17 protein-coding genes are annotated in these 18664 nt (G+C 39.9%); 5 read left to right on the top strand and 12 right to left on the bottom strand.

Annotated features, from left to right (window positions below; all coding sequences use genetic code 11):
- The first annotated feature begins 8 nt into the window (after positions 1-8).
- Together PQ456_RS06935 and PQ456_RS06930 are read left to right on the top strand one after the other, a co-directional pair.
- Positions 9-1697 (top strand): ABC transporter permease, encoded by a 1689-nt coding sequence (locus tag PQ456_RS06935; protein ID WP_273615470.1) that lies wholly within the window; start codon positions 9-11, stop codon positions 1695-1697.
- On the top strand, positions 1694-3016 hold the full coding sequence (locus PQ456_RS06930) for an MBL fold metallo-hydrolase (protein ID WP_273615469.1): 1323 nt from the start codon (positions 1694-1696) through the stop codon (positions 3014-3016). Before PQ456_RS06935 ends, PQ456_RS06930 begins: the two co-directional genes overlap by 4 nt.
- Positions 3017-3207: 191 nt before the next feature.
- Here PQ456_RS06930 and PQ456_RS06925 read toward each other — a convergent pair whose 3' ends face one another.
- Together PQ456_RS06925 and PQ456_RS06920 are read right to left on the bottom strand one after the other, a co-directional pair.
- Positions 3208-3456 (bottom strand): type B 50S ribosomal protein L31, encoded by a 249-nt coding sequence (locus tag PQ456_RS06925; protein ID WP_069326918.1) that lies wholly within the window; start codon positions 3454-3456, stop codon positions 3208-3210.
- A gap of 115 nt (positions 3457-3571) precedes the next feature.
- The gene (locus PQ456_RS06920; RefSeq protein WP_273615468.1) at positions 3572-4627 is read right to left on the bottom strand and encodes a globin-coupled sensor protein; all 1056 of its coding nucleotides are present in this window, start codon (positions 4625-4627) and stop codon (positions 3572-3574) included.
- A 269-nt stretch (positions 4628-4896) separates the two neighbouring features.
- On the opposite strand from PQ456_RS06920, the gene PQ456_RS06915 reads away from it, so the two are divergent.
- Positions 4897-5616: a DUF2161 domain-containing phosphodiesterase gene (locus PQ456_RS06915; protein ID WP_273615467.1), complete on the top strand. Its 720-nt coding sequence runs from the start codon at positions 4897-4899 to the stop codon at positions 5614-5616.
- On the opposite strand, the gene PQ456_RS06910 is transcribed toward PQ456_RS06915, so the two are convergent.
- Together PQ456_RS06910 and PQ456_RS06905 are read right to left on the bottom strand one after the other, a co-directional pair.
- Positions 5613-6830, bottom strand: a complete 1218-nt coding sequence (locus tag PQ456_RS06910; protein WP_273615466.1) for an aminotransferase-like domain-containing protein — start codon at positions 6828-6830, stop codon at positions 5613-5615. The genes PQ456_RS06915 and PQ456_RS06910 overlap by 4 nt on opposite strands.
- A 48-nt stretch (positions 6831-6878) precedes the next feature.
- Positions 6879-7598 (bottom strand): response regulator, encoded by a 720-nt coding sequence (locus tag PQ456_RS06905; protein WP_273615465.1) that lies wholly within the window; start codon positions 7596-7598, stop codon positions 6879-6881.
- A 248-nt stretch (positions 7599-7846) separates the two neighbouring features.
- On the opposite strand from PQ456_RS06905, the gene PQ456_RS06900 reads away from it, so the two are divergent.
- Positions 7847-8254 (top strand): hypothetical protein, encoded by a 408-nt coding sequence (locus PQ456_RS06900; protein WP_420540645.1) that lies wholly within the window; start codon positions 7847-7849, stop codon positions 8252-8254.
- The gene (locus PQ456_RS06895; protein WP_273615464.1) at positions 8251-9318 is read left to right on the top strand and encodes a phosphodiester glycosidase family protein; all 1068 of its coding nucleotides are present in this window, start codon (positions 8251-8253) and stop codon (positions 9316-9318) included. Before PQ456_RS06900 ends, PQ456_RS06895 begins: the two co-directional genes overlap by 4 nt.
- A 135-nt stretch (positions 9319-9453) precedes the next feature.
- Here PQ456_RS06895 and PQ456_RS06890 read toward each other — a convergent pair whose 3' ends face one another.
- The 8 genes from PQ456_RS06890 to PQ456_RS06855 form a co-directional block, all read right to left on the bottom strand.
- Positions 9454-9708 (bottom strand): AbrB/MazE/SpoVT family DNA-binding domain-containing protein, encoded by a 255-nt coding sequence (locus PQ456_RS06890; protein WP_069326911.1) that lies wholly within the window; start codon positions 9706-9708, stop codon positions 9454-9456.
- Between the two features lie 196 nt (positions 9709-9904).
- Complete coding sequence (gene trmL, locus PQ456_RS06885) at positions 9905-10369, bottom strand: tRNA (uridine(34)/cytosine(34)/5-carboxymethylaminomethyluridine(34)-2'-O)-methyltransferase TrmL (protein ID WP_204824902.1); 465 nt, start codon at positions 10367-10369, stop codon at positions 9905-9907.
- Between the two features lie 139 nt (positions 10370-10508).
- Complete coding sequence (serC, locus tag PQ456_RS06880; protein WP_273615463.1) at positions 10509-11597, bottom strand: 3-phosphoserine/phosphohydroxythreonine transaminase; 1089 nt, start codon at positions 11595-11597, stop codon at positions 10509-10511.
- Between the two features lie 377 nt (positions 11598-11974).
- Positions 11975-13399: a type I glutamate--ammonia ligase gene (glnA, locus tag PQ456_RS06875; protein ID WP_273615462.1), complete on the bottom strand. Its 1425-nt coding sequence runs from the start codon at positions 13397-13399 to the stop codon at positions 11975-11977.
- 386 nt (positions 13400-13785) lie between these two features.
- Entirely contained in the window at positions 13786-14850 is a 1065-nt protein-coding gene (aroF, locus tag PQ456_RS06870) for a 3-deoxy-7-phosphoheptulonate synthase (RefSeq protein ID WP_273615461.1), read from the bottom strand.
- A 289-nt stretch (positions 14851-15139) separates the two neighbouring features.
- On the bottom strand, positions 15140-16114 hold the full coding sequence (locus PQ456_RS06865; protein WP_273615460.1) for a 4-hydroxy-3-methylbut-2-enyl diphosphate reductase: 975 nt from the start codon (positions 16112-16114) through the stop codon (positions 15140-15142).
- Positions 16115-16256: 142 nt separating this feature from the next.
- Positions 16257-17768, bottom strand: a complete 1512-nt coding sequence (locus tag PQ456_RS06860) for a sensor histidine kinase (RefSeq protein WP_273615459.1) — start codon at positions 17766-17768, stop codon at positions 16257-16259.
- Positions 17769-17788: 20 nt separating this feature from the next.
- Positions 17789-18478 carry a response regulator transcription factor gene (locus PQ456_RS06855; protein ID WP_273615458.1) on the bottom strand — a complete coding sequence of 230 codons (690 nt, stop codon included), beginning with the start codon at positions 18476-18478 and terminating at the stop codon, positions 17789-17791.
- Positions 18479-18664 lie beyond the last annotated feature (186 nt).

Raw genomic sequence — 18664 nt, 5'->3', positions numbered from 1 at the left:
GTGATCCTATGATGAAAACAAAGACCAACCAAACTTTATTCTCCTATCAAAAAATCAGTACGGCTGCGGCATTTTTGCTGCTCGCCGTACTAATTCTATTTCCGCTTCTGATGATTTTTCGAACAGCGATTGAACAAAATGGTGTGATTGATCTTATGGCTCCTTTACGTCTGCTTGGTCAAAGTGATCTTACGTCGGTCATGTTCAGTACATTATGGCTAGGCTGTTGCGTTATTATCGCGACGACTGTTCTAGCTCTTCCTTTAGCTTGGATGATGGCCAAAACAGCGATTGGTAGACAACGCTGGTTAGATGTTGTTTTTTTAATTCCTTTTATGACCCCACCTTATATCGGTTCGATGGGTTGGATGTTATTTATGCAAAAGAACGGTTATATGGAGCAATTATTGCCTGCTTCAGCAACTATCACACCTGCTTTTTTCAGCTTTGGCGGTATGGTGATGATTATGAGTCTGCACCTATTTCCATTTCTATATCTTATTCTTCGCAATACGTTAGAACAGATTGGCGGAAGCACAGAAGAAGCTGCTTCTGTACATGGTGCTTCATTTAGCTATCGGTTCCGACGCATCATTTTGCCGTTGCTATTATCCAGTTATGCGATGGGTGCATTATTGATTTTTGTCAAAACGATTGCTGAATTTGGTACACCTGCTACATTCGGTCGCAAAATCGGCTTTTATGTGATGACTTCTGAGATTCATAAATATATCTCTAGCTGGCCGATAGATTTTGGTAAAGCAACTTCACTGGCTTCTTTGCTGTTAACAGCTTGCTTATTGATGTGGTATATCCAGAGTATATTAAGCAGTCGCTATTCTTATCGCTTAACAGGTGGTAAAGGAGTCCGTAGCAAAAAGTATTCGTTACGAGGCTGGAGCGGTATTATCTGCTGGTTGTATATCGGGATATTGCTGATTACATCTATCGGGATTCCTTACTTTTCTGTGATTACAGCATCTTTATTACGCTTGCGCGGAACAGGGCTGGCGATGGGTAATTTTACATTACAGCATTATAGCGACTTATTAAGCTGGGGTTCTGAAAGTATGGAAGCACTGATTAATAGCTTTACACTTTCACTTTTAGCTGCGACTATTGCTGTACTGATCGGTACGTTTTTAGCGCTGAAAGTAGGATATGGCAAACGATGGTCACAAAAATGGATCGATCTTTTGAGCTTAATGCCTAATACCGTACCCGGTATTGTTATTGTGGTGGGATTAATCTTATTCTGGAATTCTCCATGGATGCCCATCCCTCTTTACAATTCATACGGTATGGTTGTACTAACATATATTATTTTATTTTTGCCGTACACTTTACAATATGTCAAAGCCAATAACGGGCAGATTGATCCTATTTTATTACAAGCGGGTGCAATTTCTGGTGGTCGTCCATTGTATGTATTTCGGCGGATTTTACTGCCACTGCTGATTCCGGGTATGATCGCAGGTTGGACAATGACCTTTACGATTGCGAATCGCGAGTTGGTGGCTTCCCTGTTGATTTTGCCACCATCTATGCAGACTTCGGCAACTTATATTTTCGCTCAATTTGAACAAGGTGCTGTCTCAATGGGTATGGCGATGGCTGTAGTTTCAGTGGGGATTACGACAATCTTGCTACTGATGTTACAGACACTACCTGCTTATCGGAAGCAGCAATTATCATGATGGAACTTACTATACTTGGTGGCGCAGGTGAACATGGTCGATCCAGCTATCTACTCCAACAGGGGGAGCAAAGTCTATTGCTGGATTATGGTGTCAAAAAAGAAGGCGACGGACAATATCCGATCACACCTGATATCGATGAAATGGTCGCCAGTCTGCAAACTGTTTTTTTGTCTCACGCTCATGAAGATCATTGTATCGCTCTACCTTTATTGTATAAGCATGGTTATACCGGCGAGGTCTGGACAACCCGGGCAACGGTTGGACAATTACCTGCTTATTTTGAAGCATGGAAAAGGTATACCGATCACCGCTCGGCAACACGTCCGTATGATGACGAAGATCAACAACGTATCCAATTTCGTTATTTAGAAGATATTGTCCCACCGGGGAGCTGGAGCCCTTTGTTGCCCCATCTTGATGTATGTTGGGGACGAGCAGGTCATTTACCGGGTTCGATCTGGCTGGCACTGTGCTGGCATGATAAGTATATTTTCTTTTCAGGAGATTATACGTCTGAATCGCAGTTGTTAGCCGCAGATCGTCCACTGCACCAGACACGATTAATTTCGAAAACGCAAACAATTCCGGGTATTATACCTGATCTGGATATAGCGATCATAGATGCTGCATATGGCGTTGATCCTGATCATCAAGATAATAAGCTAACTCAACTAAAAAGGCATATCGATGAGACGCTCCGGCAACAAGGAGCAGTTATGCTTCCTGTTCCTGTGTATGGACGAGGGCAAGAATTGATATTGTGGGCAAGTGAAGAGTATCCTGATACGCCATTGCTTGTGGAAGCGGGCTTACTAAATAATTTGCGTTCTTTCACTACAGATACCTACTGGCTTCATGCTCAAGCATGCGCACGAATAGAACGTTTGCTACAACATCCGTATTTGTATGTGATGGAGGATGAACAATCTCGTAATAAACTGCCTACGCAATACACATCGTTTATTTTATTTACCGATGATGGAATGATGCAATCGGTCAAAGCTCAGCAACATTATGAACGAATCGCTCACAATGAACATAATGCGGTGATTTTTACAGGTCATCTGGCTCATGGGTGCTTTGGACGCAGACTATTGCTTGATACCGAGCGAGAAGGGTGTAAAGTCTATTACGTACGCTACAAAGTCCATCAAGGGCTACCTGATGTAAGGCGTATGCTACTCGATCTCAAAAGCCCACCTGCTCTACTCGTCCATGCTACCAAGTCACGTACCGATGGACTTGCATTACGATTAGAACAAGAAGGCTTTCACCGGATACATTCTTTACTTCCACAAGACAAAATACAATTTTGAGTGACAGCGATGATCATGGGAAAGGCTATGCTTGAACATGATCATCGAATATCATCTTCTATTATTCGTTTGTAGTAAAAAGACAACAAAAAAAGCGTACCATATTCATATCCTAGGATACGAACAGGTACGCTTTTTATGACGGTTCAAAACAGTTCGAAAACGTTTTGAAATTTCGCTCAACTTACGTCTTAGTTTTTCAAGCCGTATTTTTTGTTGAACTTGTCTACGCGGCCACCGATGTCTGCGTTTCTTTGTTTACCAGTGTAAAACGGGTGAGAAGCAGAACTAGTATCAACGCGAATCACTTGATAAGTGTTGCCATCTTCCCATTCCATAGTTTCGCCGGAAGTTTTAGTTGTTCCACTCAGGAACTTATATCCGCAACTTGGATCAAGAAAAATAGCTTGTTGGAATTTAGGATGTCCTTCTTTTTTCATGAGTATCACCTTCGTTCATAAAATTAATCGCACTTTTCTTATTATACACCGTTATATCGAAATGTCAAAGAACTTATGTTTTTTATTTGCAATTAATTTTAAGCCTTTTTCAAGATCATTTAGGGTTCGCATGTGTCCCTACTACAACTGTGGAATCTATAGTCTCTGTATGTTGTAATTGTTCTAATTCATAAGCTACTTGTTGGATCATATCTGCAAAAGCCGCCAATTCTTGAGAACGCCCTGCTTGATGGCGTGACCATTCTACATTTTTACCAAATTCAGATTGCACTTGATCAAGCTTGGTCATGATCACTTTCAAAGTCATACTGATATCTTGTAATGCATTCTGAGACGATCCTGCTAACTTTCTTACTTCCTGCGCTACAATACTGAATCCTCTTCCATATTCACCAGCATGAGCCGCTTCAATCGAAGCATTAAGACCTAATAGATGGGTCTGTTCAGAAATCTCACGCATAACTGTACCCACTTTGCTGATTTCTTTGACCTCATAACCTAACTCGTCCATCTGTTGTAGTGAACTTTCTTGGGACTGTGCCATTTGATCTGCTGATTGTGAGATCACTCTTGCATTATCATTTAATTTAACGATCATTTCGCTCATCTGATTTACCGCTTCGGTTACAGCTGTTAACATATGTTGCTTTTGATTCGCCATTTCTTGAATACGATACTGCTCTCTTTCACCGTAAGCTTCAAGCACTAGTTGCGAATCTAAATTGAACATTTTGGTCAGAGCATGTAGCACTTTTATCCATTGATCTGGCAATTCGCGCTCTAATACAACCGTTGCAATATTGGTATAGGTCATATAAGTCCCTAGATAATAATCAGAATTAAGCCCTATTCGTGAATGAATACGACCAATCTTTAACCTTTGCTCGATAAAAGATTCATCTATCGTTCCAGATGCTAATGAAATCCAATAATCACGCTGTGTTTGTTTGAGACGATCTATCGTAGAACCAGCTTGCTGAATAATATCATGTAATACCGGATATTGCTCTATATGATTGTAGAATTGATCAACAACCTCATCGACCACTTTCACAAATAAATCATAATGTTGATGCAGTAATTGCAAGTCAGCTTCTTTCAAGCCAATATATTGAAGTTGTTGCTGTCGTTGTGCAGATACTTCGATCATGCTTGACATCCCCTCTTTCTCTCTAATACATACACATATATTTATTCGTATTTTACCTTTTATTGTAAAATATAGCCAATTGAAAGTGTTAGTTGTATCTTTATGTGTAACATTAATGAACAATCGATTTGTAAACGTACTATTATTCGATCTCTTCTGCTTCATGACTTCTATGTTATTATCCTGCTATGCTATACTTTCGAACATAACAGTGAATACAAGTACTATGACATAGATATAAGATATACCTATCTAAAGGAGAGAATATTGTGGCTGTACAACGAGAAACCGAACTGTATCTTCCGATCAAACAATTTTTCACTGCTCAGGGGTATGATATCAAAAGTGAGGTTAAACATTGTGATCTAGTAGGCATACGAGAACAAGATCATGAACCCCTTATTATCGAAATCAAAAAAACATTCAATATTGCACTACTGCTTCAAGGTATCGAACGGCTGAAGCTCAGTTCCAATGTATATCTAGCTGTAGAAAAAAATCGCGCCAAAAAAGGAGCTCATAATCAGCGTTGGCGTGAGATTACTGAACTATGTCAGCGTCTAGGATTAGGATTGATTGTAGTGACGTTGTACAAAACAAAAGCTCCATTTGTAGAAATATTATGTAGTCCAATAGTGTCTTCCAAGCCTGCCAAATCAGTACGTCGCGGGAGTCGCAAACAACGACTGTTACAAGAAATCGCCGAACGTAGCGGTGATTACAATCTAGGTGGCAGTACAGGAACTCCTCTGATTACCGCTTATCGCGAAAAAGCGCTGCGCATCGCTTCTGCGTTTGGTACTGACCTTTACTTATCCCCGCAACAATTACGGGAACGAAGTGGTGTCGGTAGTACAGCAGCGATTATGCAGCGCAACTATTATGGTTGGTTTGAACGTGTAGCACGAGGTAGTTATCAATTGACGCCAGCAGGTATACGGGCTCTACAACAATATGCTCATGTGATCGAGAATCAGAAGTTGCTTTAACTGCGCAGTTCAGCAATACACTCCGAAATAAGATTCATTCCTAATAACAGCTCATCCCGTCCAGGATGGGTAAAGTTAAGACGAATCGCACTGTTACCTTCATCGCTTGCATAACATCGTGCTCCTGGTAAAAAAGAGACACCTTTAGACATAGCATGTGTAAGTAACTCTTCTCCATCTAACTGATCCGGCAAAACAGCCCACAAAAACATACCGCCTGAAGGAACATCTACCTGAGTTCCTTGCCAGTTGGGACGTTTGAGCAATTCTAGCATTAATTTAATACGAATCTCATATTCGCGATTGAGCATTGTAATATGATTATCCCAATTGAAGCGAGGCGATTGTAATAAACGCAATAAAATCGCCTGATTCATCGAACTGGATTGCCAATCTGCTGTTTGCTTGGCAGCTGACATCACTTCAATCAAACGTTGATCTCCTGCTGCCCAACCTACGCGCAATGCAGGAGCGATAGTTTTGCTAAATGAACCAATATACAGAACATGATTCCCACCTTGCTCCCGATCCAATTGAAACAGACTCGGATAACGACGGCGAAAAGAACGAACCGACTCCAGTCCATAACGCAAATCTCCATACGAATCGTCTTCAGCGATTAACAATTCATATCGCTTACAGAGCTCTAGAATAGCTTTTCGACGCTCCAAGCTCCATACTCTTCCTGTAGGATTCGCAAAGCTTGGTGAAGCGCACAGTAGCTTAGGACCATATGCTACAATAAGTCGCTCCAGATCTTCTGGAATCATTCCTTCTTCATCACAATCTACATGAAGTACATTTGCTCCTTGTAATCGAAGCACTTGCAGACACCCTGGCGAAGCCGGAGATTCTACCAGTACTGTATCTTCTCGATCGACATAAATACGCACTAACAAATCGATCGTTTGCTGACTGCCTGATGTTAACAAAATATCTTCAGGATCTACATTCAATTTCTGATCGATTTGCCAGCGCGTGTTCAGCCATTTTCGTAAAGCTAATGAACCTGCGGCTTCTCCATACTGAAGAACAAGAGGCCCTGCTGAGAATACAGCACCAGCAGCTTCTCCTAATTGTGCCAGCGGAAATAGTTCTTCTGCTGGTAATTCTTCAGCTAATGAAATCCATGATTCACGACGCTGCCTGTTATCAATCGACCTGACCGAAAATGAAGGCATATGACTCACACTTGCTGCAAAAGAAAATTCCACCGCTCCAGCCTCCTGTACGATGCTTTTTCAAGATCATACACCTGAACTTTAATCCAGAGCAACCTCTTTTACTGGAACACTACTTTCAGGTGGTGCAATTATGCTGGTCATAGGTGCATTATTAAAAGAAGCTGTATGCGAATACAACGTATATTTTTCGATAGCTTGAGCCCGGCTGTTTACACCAAGTTTATGATAAATTTTGCGTAAATAATTATCAACAGAACGTCGGCTCACACGGATCATATAAGCGATCTTATCGTATGTAAACCCCTGTGTAATTTGAATCATAATCGTGTGTTCGATTTTGGAAAGATCAAAATAACCATCGGTAGGAATTTCAGCAGGAATAGGAACTACTCCTTGATGAAGCCATGACAGAGGAATAACGGTTGATCCTTGACGCAGACTACTGATCAGATGTAACAATTGAGCTGGCGAAGATTCTTTCGATAACATGCCACTGGCACCCATACTCATGAGTCCTGCAAATAAGGATAAATGATTGTCGCTGGTAAGCACAATCACATGGCTATCTTTACTCGCTTGCTTAACTTGACGCAAATAAGATTGAACTGATCCTTCAGGTAACGCGTCATCAAGCAAAATGAGGTTAGGTTGAACACTTGCTACTAAAGCGACTCCATCTTTTACAGAACTGGCAGTTCCGATAACACTCAAATTGGCTGTCTCTTCTAGTATCATTTTTGTTCCAAGCATCAGCGCCGGATGATTATCAATAATGATAACCTTCCAAATGTCTTCCATTTTGATACTTCCCCCTTTATCAACAGCTATTAGTTACTGCTTATTAACATATATCTTGATATCGGCATCTTTCACTAGATTTTTAACGTTTTTTGGATATTTGTGGATATGATCTTATGCGAGAATTGGATAATAGAAGAATGATATTGGAAGAATATAGAATCTTATCTGGTAAGATAGACTGGCTATATCGGACATGTTAAAATGGATTTTGGTCAAAAATAAAAGCTTTATCGAGGTGAGTGAATATGCAGTCAAAAGCAGAGTCTTCTTCCCAAACAACGATGCGACATCAGACAAACAAAGGGTCCTCTGCCAAATGGTTTTTAGTGTTTTGGATATTGATTATTGGACTGGGTGCAACGATCGCCTACTTATATAGCAATCATATGAAACAACAGATGATCGCGTCGATCAAAGCAGATACAGAACGGCAAATCGCTGTATTGCAACATGATTATGAGACTCGATTAAATGATATGTCTAAAGAAATGACCGCTTTGCAAAGTAAAGTCGATTCTTTTAATGAATTGCTTACATTTACGAAAGACAATGCCAGTAGCAAAACCGATAATAGCAACAAATTGTATACCCAACTCAATGAAGTGCAAAAGCAACTCAATACACTACAAAAGAAAATGGATTTGTTAAAATGACGATGCGTGTTAAAAAAATCAATCGTTTGTTGATGTTAGCGACAGCACCTTTTGCTGGATTGTTATTTATATTGGTATTTCAATCGAATCAGGTTGCCGTTCCTTTAGATATCCAAAAATATGCGCCGGTTAGTCAACTCAGCGATCAATCAGAACAGATTCTTACCCATCTGAATCAAGCTGAAAAAGTAGCTGTACAGACATCATCATCGATTGAGCGCACAACCAAGTTATACAATCAGACCACATCGACGATGTCTCGTATTGTACAGACGGCTGCTACCCAAGCGAATAAGCCTGAACAAATTTACAATAAACGAATCACGTCCAAATTAGGAGCGGCTTCAGAAAAAGTAAATAGCAATCGAATCCATATTGAACTATACCGTCTGAATCCAGGTACGTACAAAGCATATGCTATGAAAATCAAACTAAAAGAACCTTCTGCTATGAATATGACACTGGGTAAAGATTCATTTGGCGGATCTGAAACGACACTGACTGCTGTTCAGCGATCAGGGGCAATAGCAGGTATTAATGCTGGAGGATTTGCAGATGGAGGAGGCAAGCGCTATCCACTCAGTACCACTGTACTCAATGGAAAATATCTAAATGGATTTCAATCGACATTCAAAGATTTATTTTTTGTCGGGATGAATAAGTCAGGGCAATTGATAGGTGGCAAATTTACAAGTAAAGCTAACCTGGATGCGTTAGACCCTTCATTTGGTGCTTCTTTTGTACCGGTATTGATTCAAAATGGAAAAAAAGTACCGATTCCTGCGAAATGGAAAGCTTCGCCTTTGCGTGCACCACGAACAGTGATTGGTAAATACAAAGACGATCAAATTATTGTTATCGTAGCGGATGGATACAATGAAAATGGTAGTTCTGGTGCAACTCTAGTCGAATTGCAAAACAAGTTATACAAAATGGGCGTTGTTGATGCTTATAATTTAGATGGCGGTGGCTCCACTTCGCTTATTTTGAACGGACGTGTAATCAATCATCCTTCTGATGGAAGCTTGCGTCCTGTTCCAACTCATTTTTTATTTTTCAAATAAGTATATGTACACCTATTATAGATAAGATAAAAATAACCTTCCAACACAATATCGTGCTGAAAGGTTATTTTTATTTCGCATTTTATCAAGATAATCTAACTATCTTAAAATTTAAAATGTTACTTATTTACTAAATTAAGCATTTTTAGGAATTAAATTCATTTCTTCCATACATTGAGCACATACATAACGCTCTTTGAATTCCCCTACTTCTTCCATTGATCCGCAAAATACGCATTTCGGACGATATCTTTCTAAAATGATATGATCCCCCTGTACTAAAATTTCTACAGGATCTCCTTCATTCATTTGATATCTTTTGCGCAAAGACTTTGGTAACACGATTCTTCCAAGTTGATCGACTTTACGTACAACGCCTGCTGGTTTCATACTAATACACACCTCACTAATATTTATACTTTGCTGATTGAAGCAGTAGAGAAATGAAGTCATTATAAAATTTGGAATATCAGCTATATATTCACTGAATTTTAGTACTTCCTTTTATTTCTCCACTTACTTCTTGAATCCTGCTAACTTTTATTATTTCCTACTAAAATTACGATACAGAGTCAATTCATACCAATTAATCTAAATGTAAAAAGTTAAGTTGGCGTAATGCTTCATATACGATAATGGCTGCTGAATTTGAAAGGTTCAGTGAACGCACATCATCTGACATTGGCAGACGCATAGCTGTATCTGCATTTGCTGCAATTAATTCAGGTGGTAATCCTTTAGTTTCTTTACCAAATACGAGAAAATCACCATCTTGAAATTGAAAATCAGAATATCTATTTTTCACTTTAGTTGTTGCAAAGAAAAAACGGTGATCTGAGTAGGTCTTTTGAACCTCTTCGAAAGAATCATGATATTCAATATTGACGGCATGCCAGTAATCGAGACCTGCTCTTTTCAATGTAGAATCGTCCGTTTTGAAGCCTAAAGGACGGACAAGATGCAGATGCGTTCCTGTAGCTGCGCATGTTCTAGCAATATTGCCGGTGTTTGCCGGGATCTCAGGTTCAACGAGTACAATGTGTAGTGCCATAGGTTTATTTCCACCTTTTATATAGTTCTTTTTGATTATAACCGATTTCGGTAAAATGCGACAGCTTTTGACAAAAATAATTGGAAATTTTTTTTAAAAAAGCCTTCCCAGAGGGGAAGGCTGTCATTCCTTAGTACATTCAGCCATTTTTGCTCTGAAATTCCTTCATAAACTCAACCAGAGCATTGCAGCTTTCATAAGGAACAGCGTTATAAATCGAAGCACGTAGACCGCCTACGCTACGGTGACCTTTCAAGCCTATAAATCCAGCTTCTTCCGAAGCTTTGACAAATGCTTTTTCTAATTCTTCAGATGCTAGACGGAATGTAACGTTCATGATCGAACGACTTTCAAGTTCAGCCGCCCCTTTATAAAAACCATTACTGTTATCAATCGCATCATAGATTAAAGTAGCTTTGGCTTCATTTTCACGCTGAATACCTTCAAGTCCGCCTTTTTCTTCAATCCATTTTAAAACTTCATTTACCATATATATCGAAAAAGCAGGCGGTGTATTGTATAGCGAATTATTTTTAGCATGCGTGCTGTAACGGAATATCGATGGAATATGCTTAGGCGATTCGTTAATGAGTTCTTCTTTTGCAATAATAACGGTTACTCCAGAAGGTCCCAAATTCTTTTGCGCGCCTGCATAGACCATATCAAGCTTACTCATATCTAATGGACGACTCAAAATATCACTCGACATATCTACCACTAAAGGAATATCTCCTGTATCAGGAAACTTACTAAATTGTACGCCTTCAATCGTTTCATTGGAAGTGATATGCACATAAGCTGTATTTGCAGGTAGATCCAATTGGCTTAGATCAGGTAGCTTCATATACTTATCTTCTTCTGAGGAAGCGACAACCGTTGTGTCTCCTACTAACTTCGCTTCGCTTAACGCTTTGCTTGCCCAGCTTCCTGTAGCTACAAAACCTGCTGTCTTGCCTTCAGACAGTAGATTCATTGGAATCATAGCAAATTGAGTGCTAGCGCCTCCTTGTAAAAATAACACCTTGTAACCTTCCGGGTTGCCTAACAACGACAACAGACGATCCTGAGCTTCGCTATGTACCTTTTCATATACTGCGCCACGATGTGACATTTCCATAATAGACATTCCTGTATTTTGATAATCCACAAATTCTTTTTGTGCACGCTCTAATACTTCTAAAGGCAATGCAGCAGGTCCAGCATTAAAATTGTACGCTCTTTTTGTCATGTTGTTCTCCACCCTTTCAATTTCAACATTCCACTTTTTTCACTTTCCATTTCTGTAAGCACACTTATACTGCCAAGTGCTTAAGCAGTAAGATATTTTGCTTTGCAAAAATCATTTCTCGTTTTACTCGTCGCACTTATACTGCCAAGTGCTTAGATGTTAGGTTTGTGCTAAATGATTATCGCTATGATATCAGCTATTTTAGGGGTGATCAAGTGTCTTTTGTCACTTGCTATCTAACATAATGCGATATCTTGTGAACAAAATAAAATGTAATCGTTTTATTTTTCTACTCATATAAAAATCCTCCGGACATGATGTTCCGGAGGATTCTGATTACTTGATCTCTACGATCTAGTGTGTGAGATAAGTAATAATTAGCAATCGTAGTACAAGCTGAATTCGTGTGGATGTACGCGAATTGCAACATCTTTCGCTTCTGCACGTTTGAATGAAATGTAGTTTTGGATAAAGTCTGCTGTAAATACATCACCTTCAAGCAAGAAGTCGAAATCTTTTTCCAATTCATCCAAAGCTTCTTCCAAAGATGCTGGAACACTACGGATACCTACTTTATCTTCTTCAGGCAATTCATAAATATTTTTGTCAAAAGGACCATATCCTAATTCACGAGGATCCATTTTTTTCTTGATACCATCAAGACCAGCCATCAACATTGCAGAGAATGCAAGGTAAGGATTAGCTGTAGAATCCGGTGTACGGAATTCGATACGACAACCTTTAGGTGTTACAGAAGCAATCGGAATACGAACTGCTGCTGAACGGTTACCTTTCGAGAACACCAAGTTAACTGGAGCTTCATAACCAGGAACAAGACGTTTGAAAGAGTTCGTACTTGGGTTAGTCAATGCGATCAATGCTGGAGCATGATACAAGATACCGCCCAGGTAATGTAATGCCATTTCACTCAAGTTCGCATAAGCACCTTTTTCGTAGAACAAAGGCGTATCGCCATCAAAGATAGATTGGTGAACGTGCATACCGCTACCGTTATCACCGAATAAAGGTTTAGGCATAAACGTTGCTGTTTTGCCATATTGTTGTGCTGTGTTATGCACGATATATTTGTATTTCATTAAGTTATCAGCTGTTAATTTCAAAGTGTCAAAACGGAAGTTGATCTCTGCTTGTCCAGCAGTAGCTACTTCATGGTGATGACGCTCAATGCGAAGTCCTGCTTCTTCAAGCAAGCGACACATTTCGCTACGAATATCCTGTTGAGAATCGACAGGAGCTACTGGAACATATCCGCCTTTTTTACGGATTTTGAAACCAAGGTTGCCGCCATCTTCTTTGCGGTTTGTGTTCCAGAATGCTTCGTTAGAATCAACGGAGTAAGAGGATACATTCACATCGCTTTGGTAACGTACATCATCAAAGATAAAGAACTCGGATTCAGGAGCAAAAAATGCTGCTGTTCCTACACCGCTTGTTTGCAGATATTCTTCCGCTTTCTCTGCAATACCGCGCGGATCACGTTCATAACGCTCGCCGTCCGGGGTGAAGATATTGCACATAATGTTCAACGTTGGATGAGCAGTAAAAGCGTCGATAAATACGGACTCCGGATCTGGCATCATCACCATATCAGACTCCTCAATACCGCGGAACCCAGGAATTGAAGAACCGTCAAACGCAACACCATTTAAAAAAGTATCCTCATCCACTTCACTAGCTGGCAAAGAGATATGGTGAGCACGACCAGACAAATCCACAAAACGAAAATCAAACCACTCAATGTTGTTTTCTTGTGCAAGCTTCAATACGTTTTCTACCGCCATTTGTACTTTCCTCCCCAAATTTCCGAACATTACACTCTTTTTCGATGTCGAATGTTCATTCTCTCGATTTTTTTTCTGTCGTCATTATAAATCGTAAAACCTTACATCGTCAATAGCCTTTTTACATATCCCTAAAATTTATGTAAGATATGCTTACACTCATAGCTTACCAAAAAAGAAAACAGCTCGTCAATCCGTCAATTAAAAATCGGATAGAGTGAGCTGTTTTTTTAAACCTTACATGATTTTCTAAAATACTAATATATTCCAGCTATACCTAACATGAAAATTAAACAAGCTATGGAGAAATGGTTTTTGTTTTTGTACAGACATGTCCCTATTCAAATCAACTCAATTTTAAATAATATTCGGTTAATTTAAATATACTACACTTGGACAGAGGATTCAAAAAACGCTGCTGGTGCTTTGGCAGTGCTGAACGTTTTGCCAATAATAGGCGACAATTGTTCGAGATCACGCAGTAATTTAGCAAATTGATCCGGGAATAACGATTGTACACCATCACCAGTCATCGAATTATCAGGATCTGTATGCATTTCGATAATAAGACCGTCTGCTCCAGCAGCTACTGACGCTTTGGTCATAGGCTCTACCAGTTCACGACGTCCTGTACCATGACTTGGATCAGAAATGACAGGTAGATGGCTCAATTGTTGCAGTACAGGAATAGCCGATAGATCAAGCGTGTTACGCGTGTATGTCTCAAACGTACGGATACCACGCTCACACAGCATTACATTAGGATTGCTACCTGCCAGAATGTATTCTGCTGCATTCAAAAATTCATCATATGTCGAACTGAATCCACGTTTAAGTAACACAGGCTTCTTGCTTTCTCCTAATTTGCGCAATAAATCAAAGTTCTGCATATTACGTGTACCGACTTGCAAAATATCAGCGTATTCACCACAGATATCTACATATTCCGGTGTCATTACTTCTGTAATCGTTAGCAGTCCATGTTTCTTCCCTGCTTCTGCCATCATAATTAGTCCTTCGACTCCTACACCTTGAAAGCTGTAAGGGCCTGTACGTGGCTTAAATGCTCCACCGCGCAATACTTGTCCACCAGCAGCTTTGACCAGACGAGCAATCTCATCAATCTGTTCTGCTGATTCCACTGCACAAGGACCGCCCATAACAACTAATTCGCCACCACCGATCGATACATCGCCTATTTGGATTACCGTATTTTCAGGATGGAAATCACGACTCGCTAATTTGTAGGATTTGGAAATTTTCATCACTTTCTCTACGCCTTTCATCTGCTGTAAATGCTCCATCAAGCGAGGTTCGGCTGTTCCAATAAGACCTATAACCGTATGATCTGCTCCCCGAGAAATATGGGCTTGTAAGCCTGCTTGTTCTATAACAGTAGTAATCTCTTTTACTTGCTCCTGCGGTGTTTGGTTCGATACGATAACGATCATTTGTAATCTCCCTCTCTGTATGTGTTGATGATGATATTAAAATAGATAGCTGACTATATAAAATGATTTGGATATGTGATATTTATTATATTTTTACATCATCACTTAGACGCTTGTTCGCTTTTAAGCTTTTAATCACTAAAGTAAATATACAGCACTCTGTTAGACATGTCAAGCTGTGTCATAGTACAAAATCTTGTACGCATAGTATAAAGAATACAAAAAGAAAAAGTGCCTTTCCCATCAAGGGTTAGACACTTTAAATACATCATTTCGTGGACAATGTCCATCAGTGACGGACAGGTTGATTGGTTGTTCTACCTTTTTTCTCACGCACAGGAGGTAATAAACGTTTAGGATCTACTGTTCTTACCATTTCCCATGTGGATTCATCATCATTATCGTATTTTTCTAAATAGTTAATGACCTCTTTAGTAATTGGAGTTGGTGTAGACGCACCAGCCGTAACAGCTACTCTACTTTTGCCAACTAACCATTCACGTTTAAGCTCTGTAAGGTCAGAGATACGGTAAGCCGTAACACCTGCGATTTCTTCGGATACCTGTGCTAGACGATTAGAGTTGTTACTACGCGGATCACCTACAACGATTACAAGCTCTGCTTGACCTGCTTGTTCTGCTACCGCTTCTTGACGAACCTGTGTCGCTAGACAAATCTCGTTGTGCACTTCTGCTCCCGGGAATTTCTCTAGAAGTTTCTTCATAATTAAGCGAATATCCCATTGGCTCATTGTGGTCTGATTCGTAATTACAATCTTACCTGCTGGAATCTCCAATTGGTCGATCTCTTCTTCTTTTTCTATCAAGTAGACTTGATCCGGTGCAACACCAATCGCACCTTCAGGTTCAGGATGACCTTTTTTACCGATATAAATGATCTGATAACCTTCGCTTGCTTTATCCTTGATAAGATCATGCGTACGCGTTACATCAGGACAGGTCGCATCTACAGTCGTTAATCCTTTTTCACGAGCCAGACGGCGCACTTCAGGAGACACACCATGAGCGGTAAAAATAACCGTTCCACTTTCGACTTGCTCAAGAATTTCTACACGATTCGGTCCATCTAATGTAATAATACCTTGATCTTCAAATGATTGAGTGACATGACTGTTATGCACAATCATACCGAGTATATAAATAGGCCGTGGTAAGTCAAGGTTCTTGGCAGCTTGCTGAGCAAGCACCATAGCATCTACTACACCATAACAATACCCACGCGGCGCAATCTTTACAATTTCCATGAAGGGGTACACCTGCTTTCTAGGGTTGGCTTATCTTACGAAAGAAGCAATAGCAACTTCATTATAACCCATTTGATAGGGCGCAGGAAAGGAAAGTAGCAAACCTAGCTTCAAAAAGTGACTATTGTTTGCTACTTGTTGTCTATTCTGGTTTTTTGGTATCAGAAATCTCGTTTTCAGGTTCAGCTTCAAATACAGGATCGATTTTATTTTCGACCGGTACAGCCGCTAATGGAAGCCAGATTACAAATGTTGTTCCTTTGCCTTTAGCGGTAACTACTTCTACAGAACCTGCATGCTCATCGATAATCCATTTGGCTATCGATAATCCCAAGCCTGTACCCGGCGTTACACCGCGCGATTCATCGGCACGATAAAATCGTTCAAAAATATGAGGCACTTCTTCTTGATCCATACCGATACCTGTATCACTGATTCGAATCCCAATCTGATTTTGATACAATACGGTATCTAAAGATACTGTACCCTCTTTGGTATATTTAAAAGCATTCTCAATAAAGATAAACAACATTTGTTGTAGATAATCTTTGTTACCATAAATATGATAGTCGTCTAACGCCACAGTATTGGCTGGTTGCCATGTTGCTTTGTGCGGGATAAATTGGGCGCGTCTCATCACATCATCCAGAAGAGCACCCGCAGGCAAGCTCTCCATCACGATCGTCTGCCCTGCATCGGCGCGAGCTAACGAAAGCATATCATTAACCAGGCGACTCATTCGTTTGGATTCATCTGCAATATCATTAATCGATTCCATCGACAATTGCTTCAGACTTTCTTCATCTAAATGAGGCGCTTCATGAGGTTTTTTGTTCCATGCTTTTTGCAATAAATCGACATTACCACGAATGGTGGTCAGTGGAGTACGTAATTCATGCGAAGCATCAGATACAAAGCGACGCTGTGCAGCATAGGCTTCTGCTAGGTCTTTATAAAATACTTCGGTTCTGCCTAACATTCCATTAACCGTACTAATCAACTGCCCGATTTCATCATGAGGTCCATCATAATCGATTCGTACACTAAGATCTTTTCCTTTTTGGATCTGACTAGCAGCATCAATAACCTTTTCGATAGGAGCCATAGATTTGCGCGCCAAAAATAAACCTAATGTAAACGCAATAAATAATGTAGCCAGCGATCCTACAATCAGTGTTACACGCAGATCGTCAAACAACTGTCGGGCATCTGTCATATCCGCAGCTATCATTAATACGCCAACCATTTTGGCCTGGTTATCAATCGAATAGGGTATCCCACCGTAAGCGACCAGATAAGTACGATCATTATATTGAATTTGTTTTAATTCATTTGGTATTTTGTTAGAAGCAGGCGCTTGCAAAAAAGTACCATTAATATTGTTGTTAATTCCATTGGTATAATTTTTGAGTTTGACCCGAAACCCAGCGTCTGCCAAACGATCATGGTCTTTCGGTGACAAAAACACATCAATCTGCTCATCATTGACTTCGCTTACAATGATCTGTGTTTTACTAATCTGCTCGATTAGACGATTCTGCAAATCTTGATACGTATTAAAATAAACAAATCCATAAATCGCTATACTAAAAAGCATCAAAGTCACTGCCAGTATCCCCGAATACCATACCGTCAGTCTTAAACGTATTGACATACTGTCAGCTCCTTCATTCTCTAGCTGTTATTTCTTAAAATATAGCCAGCACCACGGATCGTCTGAATCAGACGTTTGCCACCGTGTTCTTCTGTTTTCTGACGAAGCATCGCAATATACACTTCAAGTACGTTTGATTCTCCGCTATAGTCATAACCCCAGATTTTATCCATAATCAAATCTCTTGATAACACACGTTTCGGATTTTGCATAAATAAATGTAATAATTCAAATTCTTTCGCTGTTAATTCGAGTCGTTGCCCATCTCGTGTAACTTCACGCGCATCAGGATCTATCGTTAAGTCTTCAAATGCTAGACGTGTACTTGTAGAAGCTTCGGATTCAGGTTTGCGTCGTAACAACGCTCTAACCCGTGCCAACATTTCTTCTAGCGCAAATGGTTTGACCAGATAATCATCTGCTCCAGCATCCAAGCCTTTTACACGGTTCTCTACTTCATCTTTTGCTGTTAACATCAAAATAGGCACAGAACTACCAGCTTCACGTACACGACGACAGACTTCAAATCCATCCACTTGTGGCATCATCACATCTAATACCATTAGCGCAGGATCATTTTCTAGCATCTGCTTTAACCCTTCTGCTCCATTAGAAGCAGTCAATACTTCATATCCTTCAAACGCTAATCCACGACGTAACATCGAAATAATTTTTTCATCATCATCAATAATTAAAATAGTTGCTCTCATCGGTCTTACCCCTTTACTATGTCTTTTTTAGTAAACATTATGATTGTTATTTCTTCTATTGTAACAATGAATAGTTATTTGTCGATACAGTCATAAGAAAGGCGGAAAGGTATGCCCTTTCCGCCTTTCTGTATCACTTATGATCTTGTAGTATGATCTATCATATACTCAGTACAACTAAGCATA

This window comes from Paenibacillus kyungheensis (assembly GCF_028606985.1).
In the GTDB taxonomy this organism is placed as follows: domain Bacteria; phylum Bacillota; class Bacilli; order Paenibacillales; family Paenibacillaceae; genus Saccharibacillus; species Saccharibacillus kyungheensis.
This window is presented reverse-complemented; position numbering and strand designations above follow the sequence as displayed.